Here is a 15113-nt window from a genome sequence, read left to right as displayed (position 1 = left end):
GTGCCCGTGGCCCCGGCCGCCGGGGAGGGGCCCGTTACTCGAACCGCGAAGGGTCTCCCGCTCCTCGGCGCACGATCTCGGGCTCGCCGCCGGAGAAGTCGATGACCGTGGTGGGCTCGGTGCCGCAGTCGCCGGAGTCGACCACCGCGTCCACCGCATGGTCGAGCCGTTCCTTGATCTCCCAGCCCTGGGTCATCGGCTCGTCCTCGTCGGGAAGCAGCAGGGTGCTGGAGAGCAGCGGCTCCCCGAGCTCCGCGACCAGGGCCTGGGCGACGGCATGGTCGGGGATCCGTACGCCGACCGTCTTCTTCTTCGGATGCAGCAGCTGACGGGGCACCTCCTTCGTCGCCGGGAGGATGAAGGTGTAACTGCCGGGGGTCGCCGCCTTGATCGCGCGGAACACATCGTTGTCGACGTGCACGAACTGCCCGAGCTGCGCGAAGTTCTGGCACACAAGGGTGAAGTGGTGGCGGTCGTCCAGGTTCCGGATCGACCGGATCCGGCCGATGCCATCACGACTGCCCAGCCGGCACCCCAGTGCGAAGCAGGAGTCCGTCGGGTACGCGACCAGCGCCCCCGATCGGATGCTGTCGGCCACAGTGCTGATGGTGCGCCGCTGAGGATTCTCGGGGTGCACGTCGAAATACTTCGCCATCCGCCGAGTCTAGGCCGTTGAGCCCGGCAGCTCCGCCTTCGGGCACCGCCAGCGGCGGGCCGGGCCCGGTGTCCCCTGTTCGGAGCAGCGCCGACTCGTTCTGGCCGGGCGCGACGGTGCCGCCGGTGATTGCCTGACGGGAGGAACCGCAGAGCAAGGAGCGATCGTGACATCCGAAACCCCCGACTACACCGTGCCGGGCATGTCGACGAAGGACGGCGCAGCGATCATCAAGATGCTGCAGATGCGTCTGCACGCACTCAACGACCTGGCCCTCACCCTCAAGCACATCCACTGGAACGTGGTGGGACCCCACTTCATCGCCGTGCACGAGATGATCGACCCGCAGGTCGACCAGGTCCGGGAGATGATCGACGACCTCGCGGAGCGCATCTCCACGCTCGGCGGCGAGCCGAAGGGAACCCCTGGCGCACTCGTCTCGGACCGCTCATGGGACGACTACTCGATCGGCCGGGCGGAGTCCATCGAACACCTCGGCGCCCTCGACCTCGTGTACACGTCGATCATCGAGGAGCACCGCGCAGCGATGAAGGCGACCGACGAACCCGACCCCGTCACACAGGACATGCTCATCGAGCAGCTGCGCGGCCTCGAGCTGTTCCAGTGGTTCGTGCGCGCACACCTCGAGAGCGGCGGCGGGCAGCTGAGCACCGCCAACGCCCGGACCGAGCGGAAGGCCGCCGAACAGGCCGCCGAACAGGCGCGCGGACGCCCCTGACTCCCGGCCGCGCCCTTCCGCGTGGCGCGGCCGTACCGATTCAGGCAGGTCCGCTTTCGTGGCGAGCCCGCTCCGCTCAGGAACGTGCGCGGGCCCCGGCTGCGGACCTGCTGAACGGCTCCCGGACCAGGGGTCGCGCGCTCGTGTACAGGGCACTCGCGGGCAGTGTCTCCACGATGCGGGCACTGTCCATGACCGCCACACGGTGCGCGAAGTGACGCACGAGGGGCAGGTCGTGGCAGATGAACAGATACGCCAGCCCCAGCCGTTCCTGGAGATCGGTGAGCAGGTTCACGACACCCGCCCGGACGGAGGGGTCGAGGGCCGACACCGGCTCGTCCAGGACGAGCAGTCGCGGCTCGCTCGCCAGCGCCCGTGCGATGCCGACACGCTGGCACTGGCCGCCGGACAGCTCGTGGGGCAGCCGTTCCCCGAGCCGCGGGTCCAGTTGGACCGTCTCCAGCAGTTCGGCGACCCGACGCGGACCGGCCACGGGATCCCACCGGCCCTGGACGCGCAGAGGTTCGGCCACCGCGTCGCGGACGGGAAGGCGCGGGCTCAGCGAGCCGTACGGGTCCTGGAAGACCGGCTGGACCGCCGGGCGCACGGACCGCAGCGTCTTTTCGTCGAGTGTGGTCAACTCGCGCCCCTCGAACCGGACTTCGCCGCCGTCCGGCCGGCGCAGCATGAGCACCGCAGCCGCCGTACTGGACTTGCCGGAACCCGACGGGCCGATCAGTGCCAGGGTCTCCCCCGCGGACACGTCGAAGGAGACACGGTCGACGGCGAGGACGGGCGCGGAACGCCGTGCGTGTCCCGGGTAGCGCACGGTGAGGTCCCGTACGCTCAGCAAGGCGTTCATGAGGCACCGTTGACGGAGAAGAGGTCGCGGGCGGAGTCGGGTACGTCGGTCCGGTGGTGGCAGGCGACCAGGTGTTCCGCGCCGGCCGTCGCCACCGGTTCCGGTTCGTGCGTGCGGCATCGCTCGCCGGCCAGCGGGCAGCGCGGCGCGAAGACGCATCCGGTGAGCCGGGACAGCTCCGCCGATGAGGGCGGTGCCCCGCCGATGGACGGGAGCCGCCGGTCGGTGACCGGTCGATCGGGCGGCAGGGAGGCGAGCAGCCCGGCGGTGTACGGGTGCCGTGGGCGGGTGAGCACCTGTTCGGCCGTGCCGGACTCCATGGGGCTCCCGGCGTACATGACCACGATCCGGTCGGCGTGCCGGGCGACCACGTCCAGGTCGTGCGTGACGAGCACGAGCGCCGCGCCGGTCGTTTCACGCAGCGAGGCCAGGACACCGAGGACCTGTTCCTGTACGGCCGGGTCGAGCGCGGTGGTCGGCTCGTCGGCGACGACGAGCTCCGGTTCGTTGACCGTCGCCATCGCGATGACGGCACGCTGGCGCATTCCGCCGGAGAACTCGTGGGGGTACGCGGAGGCCCGCCGGGCCGCGTCCGCGATGCCCACCCGGTCCAGCGCGGCGACCGCGGCGGCCCACGCCTGTCCCCGGCGGAGGCCGCTCACGGAGCGCACGGCGGCGGCCAGTTGGTCGCCGACGGTGTGCACGGGGCTGAGCACCGACAGCGCGTCCTGGGGTACGAAGGCGATGCGCCGGCCCCAGAGGCGGGCGTACGACGACCGGGGCGCGCCGAGGAGTTCCTGGTCGCGCAGGCGGACGCTGCCGCTGGTCGCCGCACGGGGCGGCGCCATGCCGAGGAGGACGCGCGCGGTCAGGGACTTCCCGGCCCCCGACTCGCCGACCAGGGCCAGTGCCTCGCCCTCTCGGACGTCGAACGACAGACCGCGTACGGCGGTCAGTTCCGCGTCCCGGCCGTCGGCGGGGAAGCTCACCCGCAGATCGCGGACGGACAGCAGCGTGGAACGGCCGGTCATGCCGCCACCCCCGCTCGTACGGTCCCGGCGCGCCGTCCGGGCGCCGTCACGGAGGCGAGCGAGACGGCGAAGCCTGCCAACAGCGCAAGGGCGGCGGCCGGGGCGAGGGCCGCCCAGGGCGCCCGCTCGACATACGCCCTCGACTCGTCGAGGAGCAGGCCCCATTCGGGCGCGGGCGGCTGTGCGCCGAGGCCCAGGAAGCCGAGCGAGGCGAGGGCCAGGGCGATGCCCGGCAGGCGCAGCAGCGCGTGCCGGGCCACGGGTCCGGCCACGGCCGGCAGGATGTGCCGGGTCAGGATCCACCGCGGGGTCGATCCGATCGCCTTCTGGGCGGTGAGGAATCCGGCTGCCCGCGTCTCCTGCACCAGGGCGGAGGCGTGTGCGGCCAGCGGGGGCCAGGAGATCAGCGCCACGGCGACGGACGCTCCGGCGGTTCCGGGGCCGAGGGCCGCGGCGACGAGAATGCCGACGATGACCGGCGGCAGGGCGTTGGCGATGTCCGCCGCACCGGCGGAGAGGGACGGCAGGAAGCCGACGGCGAGAGCGAAGAGACAGCTGATCAGGCAGACCGCCAGCGCCACGCCCACGGTCGCGGCAGCCCCGTGACCGAGTCGCGCGAGCACGTCCCTGCCGAGGCCGTCCGTGCCCAGCGGGTGCGTCCAGGACGGGGCGAGCAGGCGCGCGGTGACGTCCACGGTCAACGGATCGCGCAGCAGACCCCATCCCGTGCCCGCCGTCAACAGCCCGGCGAGGACCACGGGCACGGCGCGCGCCGCCCTGCCCGCCGGTGCCGGCGGCGGGGCCGGGAGCGCGAGGGCTGCGTCCCTCAGCCCGGGCCCGAGCAGCCGTGCGCGGACGAGGTGGGAGAGGACGCCGGCCGTGAGGCCGAGGACGAGCAGCGCCAGCACCGCACCCTGCAGCAGCGGCAGGTCCTGCGCCTTGGCGGCGCCCAGGGCCGTACGGCCGATGCCGGGCACCGCGAAGACGGTCTCCACGGCGACCGCGCCACCGGTCAGCCCGACCCCGACCAGGCCGAACTGCGGAACGATCGCCGGCATGGACCGGCGCAGCACCGCGCACGCGATGCGCCACGGGGAGACGCCCGACGCCCGCCACAGTACGACCCAGCGCTCCCCGGACACGGCGGGCAGGGCGTCGTCGACGAGCCGGCCGAGGAGGCCGCCGGCGGGAACGCCCATGGCCAGCGCGGGCAGCACCATGGACGACGGGCCCTGCCAGCCGGACGTCGGCAGCAGGCCCAGCCACACGCCCAGCGCGATCAACAGCACTGTCGCCAGCAGGAATTCGGGTACGGAGGCGAGCATCGCCGCGGGTGCTCCGCCGCTGCCGCCGCCGCGCAGCGTGCCGCGCGCCGCGCGGACCAGTGTCCCCGTACAGAGCGCGAGGGCCACCAGCAGCGCCACGGCCAGCGAGGCGCCCATCAGCGCCAGTGACACGCCGAGCCCGGAGAGCACGGACGGCAGCACATCGGTGCCGGACACCCATGAGACGCCGAGGTCGCCTTGGAGGGCGCCGGCCGTCCAGCGACCCAGCAGAGTCAGTGGTCCGGCGCCCAGGCCGAGGTCGTCGCGGATCGCCGCCAACGCCTCCTCGGTCGGCACCTGTTCGGCCGACCGGGCGCGCAGCACACTGAGTGCCGCGTCCTTGCCCGACAGCCACGGCAGGAGGCCGATGGTGGCGACGACGGCGGCCAGCGCGGCCGTTCGAGCGGCTGCGGTGCGAGCGGCCGCGGTACGGGGTGCTGTGGTGTTCACTTGACGTACGTCTCGACGGTGACCAGCAGGCGCTCGCGAGGGTCCTTGGCGGAGCCCACGACATCGGTGGCATCACCCTGGACGACGCGTTCGTGGAGCATCGGGATCGCGGCGTCGGTGTTGAGGACCGCGGTCTCCGCGTCGAGGACGGCCTTGCGGCGCGCCTCCCCCGACGCCGTGGTGGTGGCCTTCTCGAGGGCCTTGTCGACGCTCTTGTCGGAGAGTTGGGAGAGGTTGAAGGAGCCGTCGCTCGCGAAGTCGCTGTACATGTACGCGGCGGGGTCACCGGAGTCCAGGACGGTGGCCCGGGACAGGATGAACGCGTCGAACTTCCCGGCCAAGGCGTCGGACTCGATGTTCGCGTACTCGCGTATCTCCAGCTTCACCGTGAAGCCGGCCTTCCGGAGCTGCTGTTGGAGAGCGGCGGCGACCTCGGGGAGCTCGGCACGGTCCGTGAAGGTGCCGATGGTGACGGTCTTGCCCCGCGGGTTTCCGGCCTTGACGTCACGGGTGCGGCCGGCGCGCTCCTTCGCCCAGGGGAGGGCGGGGCCGAGCAGGCCCTCCGCCACGTCCGCCCGGCCCTCGTAGACGCCCTCGACCAAGGGCCCGGCATCGATCGCGGCGCGGGCGGCGGCTCGTAGGGAGGGATCCTTGAAGGTGCCGCGTGCCGTGTTGAGGTAGAGCGTGTTGGTGCGCGGCATCGGGACCTCGGTGATCTGGTCCTCGTCCAGCAAGGAGGCCTGCGAGACCGGCACGGACTCGACGATGTCGGCCTCGCCGCTGCGCAGCGCGGCGGCACGGGCGGTGCCGTCGGGCACGAACCTCACATCGATGCCGGCGGCCTTCGCTGTGCCGCCCCAGTAATGCTCGTTCCGGTCCAGCGTCGCGGCGCTGGTCCCGTTCACCTTCTTCAGGACGAACGCGCCCGTGCCGGCGCCGATCGGGTTCACCGTCCTGCCCCGGTACGCCTTGGCTGCGAGGACGGCAAGCTGGGGCGAGGAGAGCCGCTGCGGGAGCAGCGGGTCCTCGGTGGCCGTGGTGACGGTGACGGTGTCGCCGTCTGCGGTGACGGTCAGTTCGACGCCGTCGAGGATGCGCGGTCTGGGCGCGGCCCGGGTCGCCTCGGTGAGGGAACGCACGACGTCCGCGGCGGTGAGCTCGGTGCCGTCGTGGAAGGTCACGCCGTCGCGGACGGTGAAGGTCCACGATCTGTCGCCCGAACGTTCCCACTTCTCCGCGAGGGCCGGACGCGGGTCGCCGTTCGCGTCGAGAGTGACCAGGGTCTCCGCGGTGCTCCAGCGGGACAGCTTGAAGGCGTCGTCGCTGAGCGGGGAGAGACCGGAGCGCGGCGGTTGCATCATCACCACGCGGATGCGCTTGTCACCGGAGGCCGGACCACCGGATGCGCCGGGCGCACCGGAGGCGAAACAACCCGTCAGGAGCGACGCGGAGGCGACCGCCACGGAGACGACAGGCAGGGACTTGGGGCAGCGCATGGGGTTTTCCATCTCCGTCGGACGGGTGACGTGTGCGACGAGGACGCTAGCAGATGATAATCATATTCAACTATTCGCCGAGCCCGCCTCCGGCCTGGTGAGGCGAAGGCGAGGTTCGGCGGATGGCATGCACGGTGGCGGAAACGCGCGAGGCCGACATGCGGGTTACCCCGTTCGGCTCCACACTGATGAATGGTCCGCCGGCTCTCGCGTCGGCCCCAGGCAGAAAGTCCGCGCTTCCCTAGGGAGGCTCCATGGTCTTGCTGGCCCTGTGCGTACCGATCGTGATGATGCTGCTCCTGCTCGGGATGGAAGCGTTCGAGGACTTCCTGTACCGGTCCTCCCCGAGCCCGTCCCCGGACCCTTCCACGACCCCCGAGAACCGCGACGACGAGCTGGACAGCGGTCAGGAGTGACCGCTGCCCATCGGGCGTCACACCCGTCGGTGGTGGCCGCCGGCCGCCCGGTGACCGAGATCGACGGGGCCGGGCACTACCCGCAACTCACCCACACCGCGCAGCTCGCCCGCCACCTCGGCGCCGCCTCCGCTCCGGTCGGGGGGTCATACGGGCCGGGGAAGCCGGACCGACAGGCCGACGGATCCGCGCCTGCCCGCCGGTGTCCGGAGGGAGACGCCTGTAGCGTGCTTCCTCCTCCTCACGTGTCCACGGCGTCGGCTTCGTGCGGTCGGTGAGCGGCGCCGGGCTCCTCGGCGGGCTCCGTACCGCGCGGGGCGCGGCCTGCGGTCGCGAGCAGCACCGCTGCCGCCAGGCCCAGGACGCCGGCGGCGAGGAGCTGGACCCGGTGGTCGAGGGTGGCGACCATGGCTGTGCCCGCGAGGAGGGCCAGGCCGGTCGGCGCGAAGACCAGAGTGTTCGCGGTGGCCGCGACCCGGCCGAGCAGTTCGTCCGGGGTCTCCTTCTGAACCGTGGTCAGTGCACTGATGAGCGGCCATGGCAGGCCCAGCCCGATGAGCAGACTGCCGACCGACACGACGGGCACCGAACCGCTGATCCGGGCCAGTACGCCGACGGCGAAGACAACGAGGCCGATCGCCGAGAGGGCGCGTGCAGGTATGCGGCGCAGGAGTGCGCCGGCCACCAGACCGCCGACGACCGATCCGAGCCCTTGGATCGAGCTGAGGACGCCGGCGAACGCGGCGGCTTGACCCAGTCCGATGTCGAGGAGCGCGAACGTGGCCGTGCTGCTGAGGCTCGACGCCGTCATGGCGCAGCCGCCCGCGACCACCAGGGGCCGCAGCGTGGGATGCCGCCAGAGGTAACGGATTCCGTCCGCGGAGGCGGCGGTCCAGCTCTGCCGTGACCGAGCTGCGGGCGCGGGTTCACGCGCGCGGATGAGACTGAACGCGGCTGCGCCCAAGAGGAAGGAAAGGGCGTTCAGGAGGGCGACGGTGGGTCCGCCGAGAACGGTGAACAGACCCGCACCGATCAGCGGGCCGAGCAGGCTGGTGCTCTCGATCGCGGTCCTGGCAAGGCCGTTGAAGTCCCCGCGGAGCTCGCTCGGCACTGCGGAGGCGATGAGCGCGGTCTCGGCGGCGTCCATCAGCACGGTTCCCGTGCCCACCAGGGTCAGTACGGTGAAGAGCAGCCACACGTCCTCGGGCGAGCGCACGGCGACAGGTGCGGTCATGACGACCGCCAGTGCCAGGCTCGTCGCGACGAGGAGTGTGCGGCGACGCATGCGGTCCGCCAGGGTGCCGATGAACGGTCCGGCCAGGGCCGGGGCCCAGGCACAGAAAGTCACCAGGGCGGCGAGGCTGTTGGAGCCCGTGAGCTCCTTCACCCAGACCGCGGAGGCCAGAAGCATGGCCGAGTCGCCGAAGCCGGAGATGATCACTCCCGCCAGGTAGACACGGGCGTTGCGATTCCGCAGCACCGTGAACACGCCCGCGGCCATGCCCGAACCCCCTTGATGCCGTGCCTCGTTCGACGCTGCACCTGGTTGCCCGCTGCGCCATGTCGCCCCGACGTCTCGGTCCAGGTTGAGCGGCAGCCTACCGCCAATCACTTGGTTGGGGGTAGGGATGCACATACCGGCATGCGCTTTACTTGCCGGTGTGACTGATCCGGACCCCGTGCTGAGAGCGCTCGCCCATCCCCTGCGGCTGCGGATGCTCACGCTCATGTGGACCGGACCGATGTCCGCCGCCGAACTCGCGCGGGAGCTGGACGTCTCGCACGCCCTGGCCAGCGGGCACCTGCGCAGACTGGACGCCGCGGGCCTGGTCGAACTGGCCGAGGAGCGCACTCGACGCGGGGGCCGCGAGCGCCGCTACCGCACCGTTCACGGATCACCGCTGTCCGACCAGCGCGACGGGACCCAACTGCTGGCCGCCACCCTGGCCCACACGCTCCAGGAGCGCGCGGTGCGCCGGGCCCCGGAGAGTGAGGGTGTGACCGTCGATGCCGAGCTGTGGGTGGAACCGGAGATCTGGGAAGCGGCCAGGCGGCAGCTCGCCGGCATCGCGGCCGACCTCCACGACGCCGCACGCCCGCCACGCACGCCGGGAACGATGCCTGTGGGCATGAGCCTGATGGCCTTTCCCCTGCAGGAGGCACCGCGCTCCGCCGACGACGGGGAGCCGTCCTGAGCGCCATGCGGGCCGACCCCGGACCGCTGCGTGGTGCGACGGGGCGCCCACCGGAGACGTATGGGCTGCGCAACGGGCTACGCTCGCACGGGAGTTGAGTCCGCGGACCGAGGGTACCCACGCCTGGGAGCACGAGTACCGCGGCGGCGACCACTGAAGCTGGACGGGCTCCAGCCGCCACTGGGACGGCCTGCCTTGCCCGGGGCGACATGTGGCTGGACCTCTCCCTCGGCTGGGAGAAGTTCAGCCACAAGAGCTGGCTCAACAGCGGCGGGTACGGCGAGAGCCTCCAGGACAACATCTCCTCCCACCAGTGGGTCGAGAGCTGCTGACACGCGGCGACGACCGCGGCCGTCCCGGAGAGACCGGGACGGCCGCGGCTGTTCCGGGCGGCGGGCGCCCGGGAGTTGACGCCACGGGCGGGACCGAGCACGGCCGTCCGCGACACGCGCCGGAGCGAGCACGGCCGCCCCTACCACGCGCCCACAGGCCGGTTGCGCACCGGTGGCCTTGAGCCGACAGGCCCGCGCACGCCCGTGCGCCATGAGCCGACAACCTCAGACGTCACGGCCTGGGCGCAGGAGGAATTCTCCGGCCAGGTGGATCGCTTCGCGTTTGGTGCGTCCGGGATGGTCCGCGGCGATGAAGTGGCGGCCGATCGCGAGCGCGAAGGCCAGGGTGCATCGTGCCTCGACCTCGTCGGGGTCCGCGACGAAGCTGCCGAACATCGAACGAAGGAAATCCATGCGGACGTTGTCGATCCGCCGCAGGCGTGCGGCGACCGCCGGGTCATGACGGGCCCACTCACGGACCGCGAGATCGATCCGGTGAAGGTCGTCGGAGAAGGTCAGTCGGCCGGCCCGCCGGACCCTTTCCGCAGGGTCCCCGCCTTCGGACTCGACCTGCTCGAGGACGCTGTCGGTGCAACGGCGTTCCCACTCGTCGAGCATCTCGGCGAGCAACGCGGTGCGACCGTCGAAGTATCCGTAGAAGCCGCCCTTCGTCACGCCGATCTCGGCAGCCAGAGCCTCTACCCGGACAGCGTCCGGTCCGCCCCGGGCGAGGGCGTCAAGTCCCGCTTCGATCCAGCGACTTCGCGGGGTGCGAGCGACGGGGGGCACCTGCTCACCTGCTCTCGGGGGGGTGTCGTGCGGCGGGTTCCGTACGGTACCGTACAGATGAAATGTACGGCTGCGTACAGAACGAGAGGTCGAAACGTGGCACGACTCGCGAAGTCCACCTGTACCGAGCATCGGTGGCGCATCCACGAATTCACCTCCGACTTCGAGGTCGAGGACGTGTGGGCGTTCCGGACCCCCGGAGCCGGGCCTGACGACTTCCCCAAAATGCTGACGGCGATGCGGACGGCCGGCAGGCTCACCGAACAGCCCTGGCCGGTGCGGTTCCTTTTCGCCGTACGGTGGAAGCTCGGCGCGCTCCTCGGCTGGGACGACCCGGCGGCGGGTGTCGGTGGGCGGGTCGCCTCGCTCCGCGACCGCCTCCCCAGCGACCTCCGCGACGCACCCCGGGGCGAGGACGACGACAGCATGCCCCTGAAGGGGCTCTACGAGCTTCCCACGGAGTCCGCCCGTGAGCTGGCGAACAAGACCGTGCACACCGTGATGCACCTCAGCTGGGTGCAGGGGGCGGACGGTGACCACGAGCTGCGGATGGCCGTACTCGTCAAGCCGAATGGAAGGTTCGGACGGCTCTACATGGCCGCCATCGCGCCCTTCCGGTATCTCATCGTCTACCCGGCGCTGACCCGGCAGTGGGAACGGGCCTGGCGCGACCGCGTCGGCCTTGCGGCGAAGCACGGGGAACGGGGCTGACCGACGATGAACTCCGGTAAACGACTGCTGCGTTGGGCGAGCGGCATCATGATCGGGCTGGGGACGGGGCACCTGTTGCTGCTGACCCTGTTCGCCTGGGGGGACATCAAGGGCTGGGCGGATCGGGGGGTGTGGGCAGCCGTCCCGCTCGCGCCGACCGAGGGGGCGGCCGATCGGACGGTGGAGTCCCTGCAGAACGAGGTCACCTTCTGGGCCGGTCCGGGGAGCTTCGCCGTGCCCCTGATACTGCTGGGCTGCCTGACGTGGCACCTCGCGGGCCGCGGGGTGGCCGTGCCCGCCTGGGCCGGCTGGGGCCTCGCGGCGTGGTGCTTCGTCGGCGGCGTCCTGCTCGTGCCGTCCCCGTACTTCGCGGGCGTCGTCTCGGGCGTGCTCGTCGTCCTGGCGGCGCGGAAGGAGGACCGCTCACGGACGGCCCACGCCCGGGAGAAGGAACCGGCGTGACGCGCGCGTCCCTGCGGACCCGGACTCCCTCGGCCTGCGCTGCGACGTGGGCGGCACCACCCGACAGCGCACCGACACGACGGACCTGATCTTCGGCGTCCGTGAACTGATCGCCTACACCTCCTCCGTCATGACGCTGCACCCGGGTGACGTGACAGCGACGGGCACGCCGGCCGGAGTGGGGCCGCTCAGCCACGGGGACCGTGTCGTCCTGGAGATGGAGCGGGTCGGCAGGCTGGAGGTGGGCGTCGACGGGTCCCGGGCCACCTCCTACGAGCACCGCCCTGGGCGCCGCGACCGCTGACGCGGCGAAACGGGGGCGCACCCGCACGTGCCGGAGGCGCGCAACAAGTACACGCCAATAGCTCCACCTCCGTCCCGTCGAGGCGTCGGGCGCGGCCTCCGCGCCGGCCGGCCCGCCGTACCGGCTCCACCGTGCACGTATGCGATCAACGATCGTCCGTCACACTTTCGCCGCACCTCCTTCACGCGAGGCGCACTTTCGGTCGCTCCAGGCTCACGGGCTCCGGCGGGGGGCAGACGCTGCGCCCGCCCCCTGCCTAGCCTCCCGGGCCATGCGATCACCTTTGACGAGACGCCTCGGTCTCACCACCGTCCTCGCCCTCTTCCTCGCCGTGTTCGGCCTGGCCCCTTCCGCGAGCGCCGCCGATCCAGGCCCCGCCGAGCTGACGTTCACCACCGACACGGCCACCACCACGCCGGGCGGCACGGTGAACCTGTCGATGACGCTGACGAACAACAAGACCTACGACATCTGGTTCGTGTACCAGACCATCGACCCCACCTGGCTGACCACTCAGCGCCCCGATCTCAAGTACTCCGTCACGGGCTGCAGTCTCGCCACAGCCACCGGCAGCTCCGCCTGTTCCGGCACCGGCCCCACGAACCTCGGCACCAACTACGGCGCCCCCGTCCCACCCGGCCAGAGCCGGACCGTGACGCTGACGCTCCAGATCGCCGCCGACTCCGGCTGCAACGGCAACATCGGCTTCTACTCGTACTTCTACGCCGAGTTCAGCGACAGCACGAACACCAGCGGCGGCCCGGTCCACACACCCGAGACCCGCGTCCTGTGCTCCTGACCTCACGCCGGGCAGGGCGGTGACCTGAAACCGGCCCACGACCGCCCGGCGGACCGGTCTGTACCAACGGCAGTCACGCCGGCGGGCCCCAGCGGTCCGCCGGCGCACCGCAATCCCCCTCCAACCTGGGCGGCACCTGCTGAAGCCGGACGCCGACGGGCGACCGCGGCGGGCCTCCGGAGGCCCCGATCACCTCGGACGACCGCCTGTTGCACACGTGCACTTTTCCGTCAGGTTTCGCAGCAGGACCACAAAAGCTACACAGACACCTCACGATGTGACGCGACGGATGCGTCGACGAACGGCCTCTGAGGGGGAAGCCGGCGTCGCGCAAGGGGGTGCGTCCGCTCCGCGGAGCAGTGCTCACCCCTGCCCTGGGAGGGGACAGCACCGCATGAAGCGGACCATACGCACCACCCTGCTCACGACGGGCGCGCTCATCGCAGCTCTCGGCGTACCGACCACGGCGGCACACGCCGACGCCCCGGCTCCCCGCATCGATCTGCGGGTGCTCATCGTGAGCGACGGCGGCCCGTCCACCGACGCCATCGCGGCCGAACTGGACGCCGCGGGAACGCCGTACACGGAGATCGACCTCGCTCGGGCCGACCGGCCCGTTATCGACGCCGACTACCTCGCGGACACCGTGGACGGTCGGGAGCGCGCCCGGTTCCAGGCCGTCGTCCTGCCCGACGACAACCCGTTCCCGGCCAACTCGCCGGAGATGGCCGCGCTCGTGGCCTACGAACAGGCCTATGACATTCCGCAGGTCGACGCGTACACGTACGCCCGCCCCGAGGCCGGACTCCAGTACCCGGTGTACGGCGGCTACTCCGGCAGCGTCGACGGCGCCCGCGCCGAGGTGACCGACGCCGGCCGTTCCGGACCGTTCGGCTACCTCGAAGGACCGGTGCCGTTCGAGGACAACTCACCGACCGTGGGCGAGAGTTACGCCTACTTGTCGACCCCGGTGGCCGGCGCCGACTTCACCCCGTACGTCGAGGCACCGATCCCGGGGACGGCCCGGCGGGGCTCCCTGGTGGGCGAGTACCGGCACGACGGGCGGCGCGAACTCGTGGTCACCTTCGTCTACAACCGGTACCAGCAGCAGTTCCGGCTGCTGGCACGCGGCATCGTGCAGTGGATGACCGGCGGTGTGCACCTCGGCGCGTCCCGCAACTACTTCGCCGTGCACGTCGATGACGTGTTCGCCGCCGACGACCGCTGGAACTCCGCCCTCAACTGCACACCCGGCGACGTCGACTGCACGGATCCGAACGCCACCCCTGACCCGATCCGCATGACGCCCGCGGACGTCGACCACGCCACCGCCTGGCAGCGCGAGCACGACTTCACCCTCGACCTCGCCTACAACGGCGCCGGCAGCGTCGACCACCGCGAGGACAACAACGGCGCCGACCCGCTCGCCGACAGGCTCATCACCGAGCGCGGCGCGTTCCGCTGGATCAACCACACCTACACACACGCCTTCCTCGGCTGCGAGCAGGACACCACGGTGGTGCCCTGGCGGTGCGCCACCGATGCGGACGGAAGGACCAAGTGGGTCGGCAGGGACGACCTCTCCGACGAGATCGCCCACAACCGCGTCTGGGGCCTCATCGCCGGACTGCCCCTGGAGAAGGGCGAGTTGGTCACGGGTGAGCACTCCGGGCTGCGGGTCCTGCCCCAGCAGCCGGCCGACAACCCCAACCTGGCACTCGCTCTCGCCGACAACGGCATCACCTGGCTGGCCTCGGACAACTCCCGCGAGCCCGGCCAACGTCAGGTCGGAGCGGCCACGACCGTCCCCCGCTACCCGATGAACATCTTCTACAACGCCGGGCGGGCGGCCGAGCAGGTCGACGAGTACAACTGGATCTACACCAGCCGCGCGCAGGGCGGCAGCGGCATCTGCGAGGACAACCCGGCCACCACCACCTGCCTGCCCGCCCCGCTCGACACCGCCACCGGCTACACGGAACACATCGTGCCCCTGGAGCGGCAGATCGCCCTCGGCCACGTCCTCGCCAACGACCCCAAGCCCCACTTCATCCACCAGTCGAACCTGGCGGAGGACCGCATCGCCTACCCGGTCCTGGACGGTGTCCTCCACACCTACGACACGCTCTTCACGGAGAACACCCCGGTGGTCAATCCGCGGATGAAGGACATCGGAAGCGAACTCCGGCGGCGCGCCGCATGGCGCGCGGCCGTGCAGAGCGGAGAGGTCACGGCCTTCCGCATCGGCGGCACCGTCACCGTCGAGGGCCCCGACGGGGTGGCGGTTCCCGCGACGATGCCCGAGGGCACCACGCGGGCCGGCTCTCCCTTCGGCGAGGCCTACGCGGGCGGACGGTCCGGGTGGACGTCCTCCGCGACCTCACCGCTCACCCTCACGCTGCCGTCGTCCGCGGCCACGACCACGGCCACCGACGCGGGCGGCTCCGCACCGGCCACCGGCCCGGCACCGGACACCCGCGTGCCCGAGGGCGTGGCCGTGCCGGTCTCCCCCGCCGCGGGGAGCTGACCGGCGCGCATCCGGCAGCG

The 15113-nt window shown here is 71.6% G+C and carries 15 protein-coding genes and 1 pseudogene; 9 read left to right on the top strand and 7 right to left on the bottom strand.

Annotation, left to right across the window (positions count from 1 at the left end):
- Positions 1–34: 34 nt before the first annotated feature.
- Positions 35–655 carry an L-threonylcarbamoyladenylate synthase gene (locus ACIPJI_RS12725; protein ID WP_402246079.1) on the bottom strand — a complete coding sequence of 207 codons (621 nt, stop codon included), beginning with the start codon at positions 653–655 and terminating at the stop codon, positions 35–37.
- A gap of 202 nt (positions 656–857) precedes the next feature.
- Between ACIPJI_RS12725 and ACIPJI_RS12720 the strand changes: the two genes are divergently transcribed.
- Complete coding sequence (locus ACIPJI_RS12720; RefSeq protein ID WP_307710239.1) at positions 858–1394, top strand: Dps family protein; 537 nt, start codon at positions 858–860, stop codon at positions 1392–1394.
- A 76-nt stretch (positions 1395–1470) separates the two neighbouring features.
- Here the strand turns inward: ACIPJI_RS12720 and ACIPJI_RS12715 are convergent, their stop codons facing one another.
- The 4 genes from ACIPJI_RS12715 to ACIPJI_RS12700 are packed head-to-tail and all read right to left on the bottom strand — an operon-like array spanning position 1471 to position 6558.
- Positions 1471–2256 carry a dipeptide/oligopeptide/nickel ABC transporter ATP-binding protein gene (locus ACIPJI_RS12715; RefSeq protein WP_356621793.1) on the bottom strand — a complete coding sequence of 262 codons (786 nt, stop codon included), beginning with the start codon at positions 2254–2256 and terminating at the stop codon, positions 1471–1473.
- Complete coding sequence (locus ACIPJI_RS12710) at positions 2253–3287, bottom strand: ABC transporter ATP-binding protein (RefSeq protein WP_402246077.1); 1035 nt, start codon at positions 3285–3287, stop codon at positions 2253–2255. The genes ACIPJI_RS12715 and ACIPJI_RS12710 overlap by 4 nt, the downstream gene beginning before the upstream one ends.
- Positions 3284–5062 carry an ABC transporter permease subunit gene (locus ACIPJI_RS12705; protein ID WP_402246075.1) on the bottom strand — a complete coding sequence of 593 codons (1779 nt, stop codon included), beginning with the start codon at positions 5060–5062 and terminating at the stop codon, positions 3284–3286. The genes ACIPJI_RS12710 and ACIPJI_RS12705 overlap by 4 nt, the downstream gene beginning before the upstream one ends.
- Complete coding sequence (locus ACIPJI_RS12700; protein WP_402246073.1) at positions 5059–6558, bottom strand: ABC transporter substrate-binding protein; 1500 nt, start codon at positions 6556–6558, stop codon at positions 5059–5061. Before ACIPJI_RS12700 ends, ACIPJI_RS12705 begins: the two co-directional genes overlap by 4 nt.
- A gap of 254 nt (positions 6559–6812) precedes the next feature.
- Between ACIPJI_RS12700 and ACIPJI_RS12695 the strand changes: the two genes are divergently transcribed.
- Positions 6813–6974, top strand: coding sequence for a hypothetical protein (locus tag ACIPJI_RS12695; RefSeq protein ID WP_356621797.1), 162 nt, complete (start codon positions 6813–6815; stop codon positions 6972–6974).
- 241 nt (positions 6975–7215) lie between these two features.
- Here ACIPJI_RS12695 and ACIPJI_RS12690 read toward each other — a convergent pair whose 3' ends face one another.
- A complete protein-coding gene (locus ACIPJI_RS12690; RefSeq protein ID WP_402246591.1) occupies positions 7216–8559 on the bottom strand; it encodes an MFS transporter in 1344 nt (447 codons plus the stop codon).
- Positions 8560–8635: 76 nt separating this feature from the next.
- Between ACIPJI_RS12690 and ACIPJI_RS12685 the strand changes: the two genes are divergently transcribed.
- Both ACIPJI_RS12685 and ACIPJI_RS12680 read left to right on the top strand, forming a co-directional pair.
- Positions 8636–9169, top strand: coding sequence for a winged helix-turn-helix domain-containing protein (locus ACIPJI_RS12685; RefSeq protein ID WP_356621799.1), 534 nt, complete (start codon positions 8636–8638; stop codon positions 9167–9169).
- A 209-nt stretch (positions 9170–9378) separates the two neighbouring features.
- Positions 9379–9501 carry a hypothetical protein gene (locus ACIPJI_RS12680; RefSeq protein ID WP_402246070.1) on the top strand — a complete coding sequence of 41 codons (123 nt, stop codon included), beginning with the start codon at positions 9379–9381 and terminating at the stop codon, positions 9499–9501.
- Positions 9502–9726: 225 nt separating this feature from the next.
- Here the strand turns inward: ACIPJI_RS12680 and ACIPJI_RS12675 are convergent, their stop codons facing one another.
- Positions 9727–10290, bottom strand: a complete 564-nt coding sequence (locus ACIPJI_RS12675) for a TetR/AcrR family transcriptional regulator (RefSeq protein ID WP_356621801.1) — start codon at positions 10288–10290, stop codon at positions 9727–9729.
- A 96-nt stretch (positions 10291–10386) separates the two neighbouring features.
- Between ACIPJI_RS12675 and ACIPJI_RS12670 the strand changes: the two genes are divergently transcribed.
- From ACIPJI_RS12670 to ACIPJI_RS12650, 5 genes and pseudogenes are all read left to right on the top strand, one after another.
- Positions 10387–11001 (top strand): DUF2867 domain-containing protein, encoded by a 615-nt coding sequence (locus tag ACIPJI_RS12670; RefSeq protein ID WP_356621802.1) that lies wholly within the window; start codon positions 10387–10389, stop codon positions 10999–11001.
- A gap of 6 nt (positions 11002–11007) precedes the next feature.
- A complete protein-coding gene (locus ACIPJI_RS12665) occupies positions 11008–11463 on the top strand; it encodes a hypothetical protein (protein ID WP_356621803.1) in 456 nt (151 codons plus the stop codon).
- A gap of 22 nt (positions 11464–11485) precedes the next feature.
- Positions 11486–11767 (top strand): annotated as a pseudogene (locus tag ACIPJI_RS12660) (fumarylacetoacetate hydrolase family protein); the annotation flags it as partial.
- A 271-nt stretch (positions 11768–12038) separates the two neighbouring features.
- Entirely contained in the window at positions 12039–12566 is a 528-nt protein-coding gene (locus tag ACIPJI_RS12655; protein WP_402246068.1) for a hypothetical protein, read from the top strand.
- Positions 12567–12960: 394 nt separating this feature from the next.
- A complete protein-coding gene (locus ACIPJI_RS12650) occupies positions 12961–15093 on the top strand; it encodes a hypothetical protein (protein ID WP_402246066.1) in 2133 nt (710 codons plus the stop codon).
- The last annotated feature ends 20 nt before the right edge of the window (positions 15094–15113 follow it).

This window comes from Streptomyces sp. NPDC086835, from assembly GCF_044745705.1.
Taxonomy (GTDB): domain Bacteria; phylum Actinomycetota; class Actinomycetes; order Streptomycetales; family Streptomycetaceae; genus Streptomyces.
The sequence above is the reverse complement of the archived record's forward strand: the minus strand, read 5'-3'. Positions and strand labels throughout refer to the sequence as shown.